The following is a 13087-nucleotide window of genomic DNA, read 5'->3' as shown; positions in this document are numbered from 1 at the left end:
CCAAGGTTTCTTTTGTTAGCGCGCCAGATTCTCGATCATCCCATCCCGGCACGCCTCCCATACGGCCAGAAAAGCGGGGGCGAAATCTTCCGGACGTTGCCGTGTCCATTGATCAATCCAGGAAAGGGAAAAATAGCCGGTTTGGAGGATTTCACGTCGGCTGGGGTGAAGGGGATGGTCGATCGGACCCAGGAAAATGGCTACAAATTCGTGAGCCGTTTTGCCGGTCGGGGAGAGTTTACCGATCCAGCGTAACCGGTCCGGCGGGATCGAAACGCCCAGCTCTTCCAGCACTTCGCGAACCGCAGCCGTGAGGTAATCTTCGCCCGCAACCACATGCCCGCTGGCCGAGGAGTCCCACCGCCCGGGATCAAACTCCTTTCTTAGGGATCGCCTTTGGAGCAAAATTTCCCACCGCGCGTTGTAGAGGAGCACATGGGAGGCCCGGTGACACAGCCCCCGAGCGTGCACCTCGTGGCGCGGGGCCGAGCCAATGACTCGGTCCTCCGGGTCAACGATGTCGAGAAATTCCTCGGAGTCCATGGGTCTTGAGAGTCCTCACGTCGACCTACTTCCGGCCTTGCATTCTGGCATGAAAGCTGTTCGTTAACAACCGTCACTATGGCGGTGGTCTTGTGTCGAAGCCAGTTCACGCGGCGGGATGCCCAGTTTGTCGTGAGCCGATTGAGTAAGACGGCTCGGAGTGCCCGGGCGCTGGAACGGCTCCTCGAGGATCCGGAAGGATGGGAAGAGCTTTTGGATCTAGAACCCATCTACCAGGCGCTTTTGGACGAGCCGGCTTTGTGCAAGGTGTCGGCTCCCTTTTACTTTTACGTGCTCACGCGAAGGGCGCTTTTACGGAACGGGATGGATGACCGCAACCTGTGTGACTACGTGGCGGCTGTGCTTGCGGCTTTCCTTCGCCAGGACCGGATGCGCCACCCGGGGTGGGCTGGGGGTCGAAAAAGCTTTGTGAACCTGGTCAAAGTTATGGAAAAAGCCGGCGAGCCCGGGGAAGCTTCCTTTGAACTCCGGCATTTCCTTGCAGACTACACGCTTTTCCTGACGGGAATTTTTCCCCAGAACGTAGAGGCCCGCCATCACGGCGCTCCGGGGATGGACTTCTATGAGGCCGTGGGGCAGGCCTACTACCGTAGTGCTGCAATGGATCCCCTTGCGTCGCGGAAACGGCTGAAGGAAGTCTTCCTTTTGCTCGCCGAGGGATTTCGGACTGTGCGCGTCTCTTTGAACCAAATGGCCGAACGATGCCTTCATTTTGCCCAGCCGGCCGTTTAGACAAGCGTGCCGGTGGAACGCTCGTTTGGGGAGCTTAGCTTGGGTTTGCTAAAACGCGCAAGCTACGGTTTTCTATTGGAACCAGTGAGCCTTCGCTTCGTACCACTCAACCAAACCATCTACGGGTACCTTCAGGATCTTTGCCAGGCTCGGTCCGATCCGATCGTAGAGGAATTGCGCGCGGAAACCTTGGCCTTGGGTCCGGTTTCCAACATGGCCATACCCAGGGAGGAAGCAAGCCTTCTTTCCCTATTGGTCTCCCTTATGGGAGCCAAATTGGCCATCGAGTTAGGGACGTTCACTGGGCTTTCGGCCATTGCCATTGCCCGGTCGCTTCCGCCGGGGGGCAAACTTTTTTCTTGCGATATCGAGCCTCGATGGACACAAATCGCCGTTCGTTACTGGGAAAGACTTGGGCTGTCCGAAAGGATTGAACTCAAACTGGGACCGGCGCTCGAAACTTTGAGGGCCTTGCCCCGAGCCCCTCTTTTTGATTTTGCCTTTGTTGATGCGGACAAGGAGAACTACGAGCTCTACTATGAGGAGCTTTTACCCCGGCTACGACCCGGAGGGCTTATCGCCTTTGACAACATGCTGCGTGAGGGGAAGGTGGCGGAATCCCCGTCGTCGGATCCGGCAACGGCGGTGATCCATGAGCTCAACCGAAAGTTGGCCCAGGACCGACGCGTCGAAGGAGTGCTTTTGCCGGTAGCCGATGGGATTTATCTGGCTCGGAAGGTGTCCACGGGGCTCCTCCCGGAGGGGGTCTCGTGTTTCACGCGTGCATGGGTGTAAGTCCTGGCGGTTTGGCGGTAGCTTATGGAAGGAAGCCGGAAGGAGGCTCGGAGAAAAAAAGGTCATGGAGCTAGGCTTTGGCAATGCTGGCTGGTTGCATGGCTTTTCCCAGCCCTTTGGATTTTAGCCTTCCTTGGGATCGATCTTGTTGTGCGCGAACGGCTCGGCCAATGGATCGAGCTTGCCTGTGCCCAAAAAGGCATTCCCCTTAGGATCCGACACGCTTCCTGGGAAGGAGTGGGTGGCTGGCTACTGGAAGATCTCTCCCTTGGGAACGCGCTTACGACACGCCACCTGCGGATCCGTTGGAATCTTTGGGAACTTCTGCGCCGAAAAAGGATCGCTCTGGTGGAGGCGGACCATCTGGTCATTCGGCCCCAGGCCTTGGCCGCGCTTTTTCCCTCTCGACCCGGCCAACACCACCCGGCGGATCTTGGTTCCTCCTGGGTCATCGGGCAACTACGGATTGATCAGGGGGTTCTCCAGTGGCAGGGTCTCCTTTCCCCCCTGGGAACTTTGACTGTAGCTATGGGCCGTTCGGAGACCATGGTGATTCAAGAGGTACCTTTGGGTGCGCTGGTTTCCGGAGGACTGGGGCTCCAATGGGTAGAAACAGGTAGGCTTGTGCTTGACTCGCCTTGGGATCCATTAAGCCCGATCGCATCGGTCGAGAATGTCCGGTTTCGTTTTTCCTGGGGAGGATTGGCTAGGGGACGAATCGAAGAGGTTGAAGTGCTGGGGCCTACGGTTTTTCTCGGTCCAGATCTTTTTTGGTTTTTTGAGGAGGCCAAGAAAGGCCAGGCAGCTGGGAGAGGAAGCTCCTGGACGATTGATAGGCTCCGCATCCGTGCGGGACGTTTCGTCGTCAGCGCCTTTGGAGCTCCCCAGCTTGCTCTACCGTTTACCTTTGAGTCGGATTCGAAGGAAGTTGCGCTCAACCAGCTGGAAGATATCTCTGTCCGTGGCCAGTTCGTTATTCTTCCTGGTGAATTGGACTATCCCAACTACGGAATCCACCTTTGGCTGGCCGGTGGATCGGTCGGCTTTTCCCTTCCGCCTGGCAAACCTGGGGTCCACAACGTCGTTCAGGTCGTGCGGGTTCCTCGGGCTAGGTGGAAGGGCGTGGAAGTAACTGACGGGTGGGTGACCTTTACGTTTGATCCCAAGGGAATCTATGGGGAGACGGGAGGCAAAGCCTGCAAGGGATACGTCAAGGGCGGCTTTGCCATTTCTTTTGCTCACGGCTATCCATGGCTGGGCTGGCTCAGCTTGTCGCAGCTTGAAGCTGGGTCTTTCTGTAAGGCTCTTGGGGTTCCTTCCCAGGTCGTGGGGCTGGAAGGCAGGGCAAACGGAAAACTTCTGGTGCAGGCCCGCGGGCTTGAGATCCAAAAAACCGAGCTCGGGCTATCCTTACCGCGAGGCGGTACTGTGCGGGTAAGGGGGATCGAGAGGTTTTCCCGGCGAATTCCTGCCCATGGGAACCCCGTGCAAACCAAGCTTGCCCAATGGGTGTTGGACTCCCTTGCCTCCTATCCTTTTGACCGTGCTGAGTTCCTTGTCCAATACGGGGTTCCGGAAACCCATGCCCGCATGGAGTTTTGGAGCCACCGGCGTGGGTACCGGGGGGTCTTCCTCCATTGGATCCAAGAGGAAACAAAAGGAAGCTGGACCTGGCTCCGGGAATGGGAACAAACCCAGTGAAAAGATCTCTCAAATGGGGTATCCTCCAAGGAGTCCCGCTCCTTGTGCTTTCTTGGGGTTGCTCCCCCACGGTCAAGGTTGTAACCCCGGAACCGGTGCGCATCCACATTAGAATGGATGTGGAAGTCAAAACGCCCAAGCTCGTAGCACCCAAACCGGTAGAAACGGTTGCGGAACGAAGGAGGATGCGAATGGGGGAGGTTCAACAGCTCAAAAACGCTCGGGTCATCGGAGAGAACCGTGACGGGTTCCTTTCCATCGTACAGCCTCCCAAAGATCCCGCCTATGCCGCCTATGCAAAGAAAATCGTCGAGGAAGAGAACCGAGACCGTCTTGAGCTCTATCTGGCCAACGCCAAGACACAGTCCCGAGCATTAGAAGTGATCCAAGAGGAATATGCGCAGCGATGGAGGGAGCGGGCTTTCCCCGGCGAGTGGATCCAGTTGCCTGACGGGACCTGGAAACAAAAGTAGCCTGCTACGAACGGGTCGGACCTGTCCAATCCTAGCGCGAAAATGGCCTAGATGCGGTGCGGCCTTTCCGTCTCGAGGGAGGGCCGGGAGGCCTGTTTAAGGGCGGGGCTTTGCCGATCGGTTCGATCGATTGGGGCACAAACACATCTAAGAGTTCATCCCGTCGCGGGTCATAGACCTGAAAATCCGCAAAATATCCTCGCATCCGGTATTCCCAATCTTGATCGGCGTCTCTTCGCCCCAGTTTGCGATGAGGGGCCACAAGCCGACCAGGCTGCTCAAAAAGGGCCACCCAAACCGCCTGATCCCAGCTTTGGCCGGGTCGTTTCACCCATCCCCAGCCATAACCATCCTTCTCACAAAACCGGTGCCCGATAAACTCCTCTCCCTGGAGGGGAGAGACTGCCGTCGCTTTCGGAACGGACGAGGGAGAAGTCTCGGCAAAGGTCCAACCGGCCGCTACGGCAAAAAAGAGTCCGCAAACGGCTACCCAAGTTCTCATTCGGCCCATCGCCCGTTTTGAGTCGAAAGCGAGGGGAGAGCCCCCGTCGAGTAATCGGTTTTTCCCACCGCTCCCACCATCGGAAAACCGAAGCGGCGCTTCCACTGCCGGCTAAATTCCTCCCCTGTGTGACACCCCCAGCTTTTGGCTTGGGCGTGTCGAGCAAAGACATGCTTGTCAATGAGAGGAAGATCTCGCTCGTGCAGAAATTCCTTGGAGAGGGTATCAAAGAGCGAAGAGTAATCGAACATAAAGCAAGCCCGGTTGGAATGGCCGAAGTACTCAAAATCCCCAACGGGAACCTGGCGCCGGTCCCTCCCATGATTGAGGTAGTTAACCAGCTGCAGGGCATTGTCGAACCAGTAAAGATTCACCCCAAGAGATTTGGCTTGGTAGAGGATCGCTTGCAAAAGATCCAAGTGTTCTTCCTCACCCCGGCGCTCATACCCCGGGCGGAATACCAGCCAGCTTATTTCCACATCCTCGGGTTTTTGTGCCTGGAGCTGTTGGATTCGCGCGACGGCCGCTCGGATAAAGTTTCCCCAGAAGTGATCGTGACTCTCCTTTTGTGGCTTATTCTTTTCAAAGAAACGCAAAGCCGGTCCCCCGCTCACGATGATCCATTCCTCCCGGGCGACGGCCGGGGCGGGAAAAAGTGCTAGCCAGCTTGCAAAGGCCAAAAGAAAAAAAACGACTCGTTTTTTCCCAGCGTTGCGGTGGCAGGCAAAGCGACCCAGCACCATGGCAATCGAACCGCTCAAGAGGTTACGGCAAGCCGGGTGAAGGAACTCGACTAGGCCCATCGAGATGAACGTTTTTACCCTCTGGTGGGATCGAAAGCCCAGGATCACCCAATAACGGTAGGATCGGAGAAGGACCTACCGGATACGGCTCGAAGCGAAAAATGGTTTCACCGGGTTTCCCCATGTTGAGCCGATCCCGCGCCATGCGTTCCACAAAGTCTGGATCCGTTTTGAGAAGGCGGAACACATATTCAAGCTCCTGGGATCTTGTCCGTGCTTGATGGATTTGTTCCTCAAGCCTCCCTTTACGGTTTTCCAGTTCTTGCAACTTTTGGATAAGGGGAAGATAGAAGCTCATAACAAGGATAGCAACGGCAGCCAAACACACGACCTTACATACCTGCGTTAACGCACGCCACACACCACCCGATCGCACGAACCGTTCTTCAACGGCCCGGGAACTGGCGTACCTATAGCGATAGCGCTCCCGCATAAACCGCATTGGGCCCTAGGGCCTCCTCAATCCTCAAAAGTTGATTGTATTTGGCTACCCGCTCGGATCGACAGAACGAACCTGTCTTAATCTGGCCGGCCCCGATCGCGACGGCAAAATCGGCAAGACTTGGATCTTCCGTCTCCCCCGAACGATGGCTCAGCATCACGCGGTATCCGTGTTGCTGAGCAAGCGTGGCTGTCGCTATGGCTTCGGAGAGAGTACCCACCTGGTTAAGCTTAATCAAAATGGCGTTGGCTACGCCCAGAGAAACGCCTTTCTGAAGGCGAGCGACCTGCGTGACAAAGAGATCGTCACCGACAAGCTGGAGGGTCTTGCCCAGGGTTTCCGTCAAAAGCTTCCATCCTTCCCAGTCCTCTTCCGCGGCCCCGTCTTCAAGGGAGACTAAGGGGAAGCGCTGGGCCAGAGTCTGGTAATAACCCACAAGCTCCCTAATGGACAAGGACCGCGCGCCCGACTTGGGAAACGTATAAAGACCCGTTTCTTTCTCGTACAACTGGCTAGCTGCAACGTCGATGGCAAAAAAAATTTCCCTTCCTGGCGCATACCCTGCCCGTTTGACCGCGAGGGTCATAAGCTCAAGTACCTCTTCTGCATGATGGAGTTCCGGCGCAAATCCGCCCTCATCCCCGATTCCCACGCTCAGATGCCGCTCTTGGAGAACCTCGCGCAGGGCATAGACAATTTCCACGCCGCTCCGGAGGGCTTCTGAAAAGGTGGGAAAACCTCGAGGAACAATCATAAATTCCTGAAAATCAAGGGGTGCTTCCGAATGGACCCCGCCGTTGACAAGGTTCGCAAAGGGTACGGGCAAAATCCTTGCCTGCGAACCCCCCACGTAGCGGTAAAGAGGAAGGCCCACGGCTTGGGCGGCGGCTTTGGCACAGGCCAGAGAGACTGCCAGAAGCGCATTGGCTCCCAGCTTGGATTTGTTGGGCGTTCCATCCAGAGCGCAGAGTTTGCGATCGACCTCGAGCTGGTCCAGAGCGTCCTGCCCCTGGAGGGCAGGAGCCAAGATGGAGCGGATATGATGGACCGCCCGGCTAACCCCAAGCCCTCGGAAGCGGGTTTTGTCTCCATCCCGAAGCTCCCAGGCCTCTTCTTCTCCCCGGCTAGCTCCAGAAGGAACAAGCGCACAGGCCCGAGCCCCACATTCCAGCACTACCTCCGCTTCCACGGTAGGATGGCCGCGCGAATCTAAGAGTTCTCTCCCTTTGATTTCGGCGATGCGAGTCGATTTCATGGAGTGCGTTCCTTGCAAGAAACTCTCGGCAAGGAGTCTGGCCTCTTTGTTTGATTCTCCCATCCTTTGCCACTTTGTCCAGTATTCCTATTCTGCTATAGGAAGGGAATGCCCTTGCGAACCTCTTCCCGCTGTGGGTGGGTTTTGCTCGCCCTTTGCCTCTGGTTCGGCCAGGGTTGGCAACAAGCTCGTAGTTTTGTCGAGAAACCTCTTTCGCCTCTTCGGTTGCCCGCTAAGGGAACGATCGAGGTTGCCTTTAGCCCGCAAGGGGGTGCCACGGCAGCCATAGTGCGTGCCCTTGAGGAAGCCCGGCAAAAGGTCCTCGTTCAAGCCTATTCCTTTACTTCTGCGCCGATTGCAAAAGCTCTCGTTCTCGCCCACCGCCGAGGGGTAGACGTCCGGGTGATTCTGGACTCCCGCCAAACCCGGAGCAATATCCGCTATAATCCGGCCGTCTTTCTCTCCGACAACGGTATCCCAGTACGGTTAGACGCCGCTCACGCCATCGCCCACAATAAGGTCCTGGTGATTGATGACAAAACGGTCGTAACAGGGTCATTCAACTTTACGAAGGCGGCCGAAGAAAAGAACGCCGAAAACCTTCTGATCCTGCGGGAAAACCCCGACCTAGCGGCGCTGTATCGCCAGAACTGGGAGTATCATTGGGATCACTCGGAGGATTTTCGCGCGCAAACGTTAGCACCACCGCGTTCTTGGCAGGCCGTTCCCTCACCCTTGCTAGACACATCGGACGAAGCGCCCTAGTTCCCAGCCAACCCGGTTGTAACAACTTCAAAAAGCGGCAAGAAAGCCCTTTCCCCTTTGAGATCAGCTGCAAGCGGAAAAGCTACTCAGGGGTCGCTTGCTCCTTGTCCCAGTGGCCAGCTCTCTCTCTTGTTGGAGCACCAAAGCGGAAGGGGTGGGCGATCGCGCGCCTCCCTGGGAGGCCGAGAGCGGGAGCTCCTTGAAAAAGGGGGTGCAGCACGCCTGACGGCCGGTGGGCGAGTTGTGACAAGAAAAAAAATCTTCATTGGGTGGCGGCATGCATGGATGGTGTTCTCTTAGCTTTCAGCACAGGGCTAGCTTACCTTCCTGAGGCTTTAACCTTTGTAGTTGCCAGTCCAGGACTTGTGGAAAAGTGTGTAGGGTCCATGTGTGAAAAGATTGTGCATAGCTCATTTTCATAGCAAAAACGATAGCTCTTGGAGGTTGTAGGCATGTATGTCCAGGAGGTCTGTACCGATCGCAACGGACAGGGGTACCGGTAGATGTGCATGGGCCCGGAAGTCCGCATGAATCACAAGGACAAAAGCAAAAGCCCCGAGGGAATCCCACAGGGCTTCGGTTACGGAGAACACCGGTACAGTTCGTTGCAAGTTGGCTCCGGAGGTAGGATTCGAACCTACGACCAAGCGGTTAACAGCCGCCCGCTCTACCGCTGAGCTACTCCGGAATAAAAAGTCGCCCGGTCCTCGGGCATACTAAGCATAAGTGGCCGTAGTCCGCTTTTCAATCCCTGCTCGGTCTGGCTGGGAGAATTGCTCACAGCCCGGGTTAGGACATGGTCTGCGCGGTATAGGACTCGAACCTATGACCTCTCGCGTGTGAAGCGAGCGCTCTACCACTAAGCTAACCGCGCAAGAAAAGCCGAAAAGCCGTGTCTCCATTTCTAGATTAGGTAAGGAATCCCTTGAGGCAAGGGTAAAGCTTTTCGGACATCTACCCGTCAAAAGGGATCGCCTGCCAAGAAACTCCCGGGAGCCCGCTGGTCCGAAAAGAGAACCCAGCAAGCCGGCGCGAGCTAAGGTTTTGGGCTTCCCAACGGGCATTTTTCCTTCCCCCAGGGCAATCTTTTCGCTAGAAGGAATTTTCATTTTGTAGCAGCTTTGCTCACAGTTTGGGGATGTAAGCCATGCCATCGCGCGGATTAGGGAGAGGACTTCAGGCCCTCATGGCCCATCCCTTAGGACGTTCACAGCCGGATCTCGAGCAAGGGGAAAAGATCCATTGGATTTCCCCGGAGCTTTTGGTCTGCCATCCTTTTCAGCCTCGCCAGCGAATCGATCCTCAGGAGCTTGAGGAGTTAGCGGCGTCCATTGAAAAACAGGGGATCCTACAGCCTCTGGTTGCACGGTCCGTGGAAGGACGCTACGAGATCATCGCAGGGCAGCGGAGATGGCAAGCAGCCCGTCGTTTGGGGTTAAAGGAGGTCCCGGTCATCCTGAGGGAGGCTACGGACCGGGAGCTTCTGGAATTTGCGTTGGTTGAGAACCTCCAACGGTCTGACCTCAATCCGATTGAGGAAGCAAGGGCGTATCGGCTGCTTTTGGAAAAGTTTGGGGCAACCCAGGAGGAAATTGCCGACCGGGTGGGCAAAAGCCGTGCCAGCGTTGCGAACACGTTACGTCTTTTGGCGCTCCCTGCCGAGCTTCAAAAACTTCTTGAGGAGGGAAAACTCACCACTGGCCATGCCAAGGCACTTCTTTCTCTGGAGGACGAGGAGCTGCAAAAAGAGCTCGCCGCCCAGATCTTAGCGCAGGGCTGGACCGTGCGGCAGGCGGAGGCTCGGGTGGCCCACCTGCGCGAACCACTGGGCGGCAAGCCACGGGTCAAACGCCCGTCTTCGAAGGATCGCTCCCCAACCCATTGGGAACGGAAACTTCAAGAAAGCTTGGGTCGCAGGGTTGAGATAAGCCCCCTTTCCGAGGGAGGCTGGATCAAGTTGTATTACTATTCCGATTCAGACTTGGAAGAACTTCTACGGCTTCTTGGCGTTTCCACGGAGGAAGATGTCCCCTGAACGAGCTTTTTGGATCGACTTTTTTTCTTCCAGGCAAAGAGCTCGGACCATTCGCCAACGGCGAATGGATGGAGGAAAGGTTAGCCCCGAATAGGCTATTTTGTCTCGATGAAGCTATGGGATTGGGCGCGAGCCAATGGGTTTTCCTACAAGACTGCCTGGGCCTGGTGGAAGCACGGAAAGCTCCCGGTACCGGCTCGCCAGATGCCGAGAGGAACGATTCTGGTTGACGAGCCGGAGCGCAAGGAAAACCGGGTCGGTAATGTATACCAGGGTTTCTTCAGCGGACCGCAAGGCCGATCCCGACCGCCAGGTGGCTCGATTGACAGCGTTTGCTACCCAGAAGGGGATCAAGGTCGCGAAGGTAGTTGCCGAGATAGGAAGCGGGCTCAACGACCGTCGTGGGGGACTGATCTCGGTACTGCGGTCGCCCGAATACGGGGTCATCCTCGTTGAGCGCCGGGAGAGGCATGTGCGGTTAGGGTCGGAGTACATCGAAGCTGCGCTCGTTTCCGCGGGAAGGCGGTTGATCGTGATGGAACCGGGCGAGGTGAAGGACGACCGGGTGCAGGACATGATCGACGTCCTGACGACCCTCTGCACTCGGCTCTACGGGCCATGCTCGGCGCGGCAGCGCGCGGAGAAGGCGGTCATGGCGCCGACTAAGCTATTGATGGTTCCTCAGGCATTCGAATGGAGGCGGGATCCATCGCCTGGCGATGAAGGTAGCCTTGGGCCTTTCACGCGGAGGGCTGGTTTGCCTTCAACGAGAGGCGAGCTCTGGTCAAGGAGTATCTGAATGCCTGTAAGCGGGGCGAGGATGTGCGGCTCATCTGGGCTCTTGCCAAGCTCCACAGGGGAATGGAGGGGAGAAGCAAAAACGCCTCCAGCCGGGACGCAAGACCTGCTCCTTCTAATAGACAGTCCCTGAGGAAGCGGGAAGCCGGCAGCGCGCAAGCAGGTAAGACCGGTGAGTCCCGCTGGGTAACGAGTGGAAGTGGGGAAGAGTTTTCTCTATTTTCGGTGAGGGTGTGGCTACGAAAAGCGAGGTCTTTTGGAGAGAAGGATGACACAAGACAGGGGTTGGGGGTAGCTTTGGAAGATTTGCGCTAGAAGTTTTTATAAAAAAAGAGACTCTGTACCCGGGTTTGCCGGGAAATCGGGAACCGGACGCTTTTGGACATGGACTAGTTGGGCAATAAACCGGTGGCTCCTGCGTGTTGATCGCTTATGGGGGATCGGATTCGCATTTTACCGGATTGGGTGGCTAACCAGATCGCTGCGGGGGAAGTCGTGGAACGCCCGGCTTCGGTGCTTAAGGAATTGGTGGAGAATTCCCTGGATGCTGGAGCTAGCTGTATCGAAGTGCACACCCGGAGTGCCGGGCGATGGTTCGTCGAGGTTTCTGACGACGGCTGCGGGATGAGCCGGAATGACGCTCTTTTGTGTTTGGAACGCCATGCAACGAGTAAACTTGCCCGTGCTGAGGATCTGCGCCGGATCGTAACGTATGGGTTTCGTGGCGAAGCCCTTCCTTCCATCGCAGCCGTTTCGCGCTTGACCCTACGGACGAGGGAAAAAGAAGCACCCGTAGGGGTTGAGGTGGAGACCGAGGCTGGAAAAATCCGAGCGGTTCGGGAGGCAGGAAGAGCCGCAGGGACCACCGTGACCGTTAGTTCCCTTTTTTTCAACGTACCGGCTCGGCGGAAGTTTTTGCGTTCTCCCGCTACCGAGCGAGGTCACCTTCAGCAAATTCTCTACCAATTTGCTTTGGCCTGCCCAAGTGTTTCGTTCCGATGGATCCAGGAAGGCCGGAAGGAAATCTTTTGGCCTGCATGCGGTTCCCGACAACAACGATTGGAAGTTCTTATGGGAAAGGAATGGGTCCAAGAGCTTGTTCCCGTACAGGCCAGGGAAAAGGCTTGTATCATCGAAGGATGGGTGGGTCGACCCACGGTGGTCGCCCAGCGAGCCCAGGAATGGTTTTTTGTTAATGGCCGGCCGGTTGTGAACCGGCTCCTCTCGTGGGTGGTTCGAGAGGTCATTCGAACCCATCTCATGCGCGGCCAGTATGTTCCCGTGTTTCTCTGGTTGCAATTCCCTCCTGAGTGGGTCGATGTCAACGTTCATCCTGCCAAAAGGGAGATTCGGCTGGTGGAAGAAAAGCGAATTGAATCGCTTCTCAACGAGGCACTTTCTTGCGCACTTCGAGGGTCGGTACGCACAGCTACTGTCGGCTTTCCTGCGGGCTCTCCCGAAGGGGAAAGCCCGCAGGATGCGCGTCTCAAAGAAGACCCTTCTGGGTTAAGGCCTCAACCGGGCAGTGCCTTTAGCTTGTCTTGGGACAAGGGAAAAGCCCAAAAACCTGTGTCTTCGAGCGATGATGGGACGCTTCTCGAAACCGGCGAGCGCTTGCGCTTCCGGGGACGCCTAGGAGATCTCTACCTTTTAGTCGAAAGCCGTCAGGGGCTTCTGGTGATCGATCAACATGCGGCTCACGAGCGGGTGCTTTTTGAAAAATTGCTGAAAGAATCCGGGTCAGGACAGGTTCCTTCCCAGCGGCTTCTCCTTCCGGTAACCGTTCATCTTTCTCCCCTGGAAGCTGCTCTGGTTGGGGATCACCGGGCTCTGCTAGCTCGATTCGGTCTAGAGATTCATTCCTTGGGCGGACAGAGCTTTCTTATTACTGCCATTCCTGCTTGGGCAAAGGGAGCCGAGCCGGCCCGGCTTGTGTCGGAGGTGGCCAGTGCCCTGGCCGAAGGAGGAGATGGGAATCCTTTAGAAACCGAAACCCTGCGGCACCGGGTAGCCACAATCGTATGCCGGCAAGCGATTAAATCAGGAGATTCTCTGGAACAATGGGAGGTCGAAAGGCTTATAGAGGACCTTTGGGCTTGCCAGGACCCTTTTCATTGCCCGCATGGCCGGCCGACCATGGTGGAGATTGGCTTTGGGGAACTGGAAAAGCGATTGGGCCGAACGGGTCCCAGAGGAGTGGCGCATAGCTAGAGATACGGGAA

13 protein-coding genes, 2 tRNA genes and 1 pseudogene are annotated in these 13087 nt (G+C 56.6%); 8 read left to right on the top strand and 8 right to left on the bottom strand.

Annotated features, from left to right (window positions below):
• Nucleotides 1–15: 15 nt before the first annotated feature.
• Nucleotides 16–543: an NUDIX hydrolase gene (locus KK925_RS00550; protein WP_174581653.1), complete on the bottom strand. Its 528-nt coding sequence runs from the start codon at nucleotides 541–543 to the stop codon at nucleotides 16–18.
• Nucleotides 544–621: 78 nt separating this feature from the next.
• Here KK925_RS00550 and KK925_RS00545 point away from each other — a divergent pair, with 78 nt between their 5' ends.
• Genes KK925_RS00545 through KK925_RS00530 form a run of 4 tightly spaced genes read left to right on the top strand, consistent with a single transcriptional unit; the run spans nucleotide 622 to nucleotide 4265 of the window.
• Nucleotides 622–1296, top strand: a complete 675-nt coding sequence (locus KK925_RS00545; protein WP_174581652.1) for a hypothetical protein — start codon at nucleotides 622–624, stop codon at nucleotides 1294–1296.
• A 6-nt stretch (nucleotides 1297–1302) separates the two neighbouring features.
• A complete protein-coding gene (locus KK925_RS00540) occupies nucleotides 1303–2091 on the top strand; it encodes an O-methyltransferase (RefSeq protein ID WP_236027787.1) in 789 nt (262 codons plus the stop codon).
• Nucleotides 2092–2115: 24 nt separating this feature from the next.
• Nucleotides 2116–3792 carry an AsmA family protein gene (locus KK925_RS00535; RefSeq protein ID WP_174581651.1) on the top strand — a complete coding sequence of 559 codons (1677 nt, stop codon included), beginning with the start codon at nucleotides 2116–2118 and terminating at the stop codon, nucleotides 3790–3792.
• Nucleotides 3789–4265 (top strand): YdbL family protein, encoded by a 477-nt coding sequence (locus KK925_RS00530; protein WP_236027786.1) that lies wholly within the window; start codon nucleotides 3789–3791, stop codon nucleotides 4263–4265. Before KK925_RS00535 ends, KK925_RS00530 begins: the two co-directional genes overlap by 4 nt.
• 31 nt (nucleotides 4266–4296) lie before the next feature.
• Here KK925_RS00530 and KK925_RS00525 read toward each other — a convergent pair whose 3' ends face one another.
• The 4 genes from KK925_RS00525 to eno are packed head-to-tail and all read right to left on the bottom strand — an operon-like array spanning nucleotide 4297 to nucleotide 7267.
• Entirely contained in the window at nucleotides 4297–4767 is a 471-nt protein-coding gene (locus tag KK925_RS00525; protein WP_174581649.1) for a hypothetical protein, read from the bottom strand.
• The gene (locus tag KK925_RS00520; protein ID WP_174581648.1) at nucleotides 4764–5528 is read right to left on the bottom strand and encodes a hypothetical protein; all 765 of its coding nucleotides are present in this window, start codon (nucleotides 5526–5528) and stop codon (nucleotides 4764–4766) included. The genes KK925_RS00525 and KK925_RS00520 overlap by 4 nt, the downstream gene beginning before the upstream one ends.
• A gap of 4 nt (nucleotides 5529–5532) precedes the next feature.
• Entirely contained in the window at nucleotides 5533–6012 is a 480-nt protein-coding gene (locus KK925_RS00515; RefSeq protein WP_214096172.1) for an FtsB family cell division protein, read from the bottom strand.
• Nucleotides 5981–7267 carry a phosphopyruvate hydratase gene (eno, locus tag KK925_RS00510; RefSeq protein ID WP_174581646.1) on the bottom strand — a complete coding sequence of 429 codons (1287 nt, stop codon included), beginning with the start codon at nucleotides 7265–7267 and terminating at the stop codon, nucleotides 5981–5983. The genes KK925_RS00515 and eno overlap by 32 nt, the downstream gene beginning before the upstream one ends.
• A 108-nt stretch (nucleotides 7268–7375) precedes the next feature.
• Between eno and KK925_RS00505 the strand changes: the two genes are divergently transcribed.
• Nucleotides 7376–8032: a phospholipase D family nuclease gene (locus KK925_RS00505; RefSeq protein WP_174581645.1), complete on the top strand. Its 657-nt coding sequence runs from the start codon at nucleotides 7376–7378 to the stop codon at nucleotides 8030–8032.
• A gap of 416 nt (nucleotides 8033–8448) precedes the next feature.
• On the opposite strand, the gene KK925_RS00500 is transcribed toward KK925_RS00505, so the two are convergent.
• The 3 genes from KK925_RS00500 to KK925_RS00490 form a co-directional block, all read right to left on the bottom strand.
• A complete protein-coding gene (locus tag KK925_RS00500) occupies nucleotides 8449–8625 on the bottom strand; it encodes a hypothetical protein (RefSeq protein WP_214096171.1) in 177 nt (58 codons plus the stop codon).
• 20 nt (nucleotides 8626–8645) lie between these two features.
• Nucleotides 8646–8720, bottom strand: a tRNA-Asn gene (locus KK925_RS00495).
• Nucleotides 8721–8834: 114 nt separating this feature from the next.
• Nucleotides 8835–8906 (bottom strand) — tRNA-Val (locus tag KK925_RS00490).
• Nucleotides 8907–9179: 273 nt separating this feature from the next.
• Here KK925_RS00490 and KK925_RS00485 point away from each other — a divergent pair.
• The 3 genes and pseudogenes from KK925_RS00485 to mutL all read left to right on the top strand — a co-directional run bounded on the left by KK925_RS00485 (nucleotide 9180) and on the right by mutL (nucleotide 13076).
• Complete coding sequence (locus KK925_RS00485) at nucleotides 9180–10067, top strand: ParB/RepB/Spo0J family partition protein (protein WP_174581643.1); 888 nt, start codon at nucleotides 9180–9182, stop codon at nucleotides 10065–10067.
• 108 nt (nucleotides 10068–10175) lie between these two features.
• Nucleotides 10176–10719 (top strand): annotated as a pseudogene (locus KK925_RS00480) (IS607 family transposase); the annotation flags it as partial.
• A 578-nt stretch (nucleotides 10720–11297) separates the two neighbouring features.
• Nucleotides 11298–13076 carry a DNA mismatch repair endonuclease MutL gene (mutL, locus tag KK925_RS00475; protein ID WP_174581642.1) on the top strand — a complete coding sequence of 593 codons (1779 nt, stop codon included), beginning with the start codon at nucleotides 11298–11300 and terminating at the stop codon, nucleotides 13074–13076.
• The last annotated feature ends 11 nt before the right edge of the window (nucleotides 13077–13087 follow it).

This window comes from Candidatus Methylacidithermus pantelleriae, from assembly GCF_905250085.1.
Taxonomy (GTDB): domain Bacteria; phylum Verrucomicrobiota; class Verrucomicrobiia; order Methylacidiphilales; family Methylacidiphilaceae; genus Methylacidithermus; species Methylacidithermus pantelleriae.
Note: the sequence above shows the minus strand (reverse complement) of the source record. Positions and strands in the feature narration are given on the sequence as shown.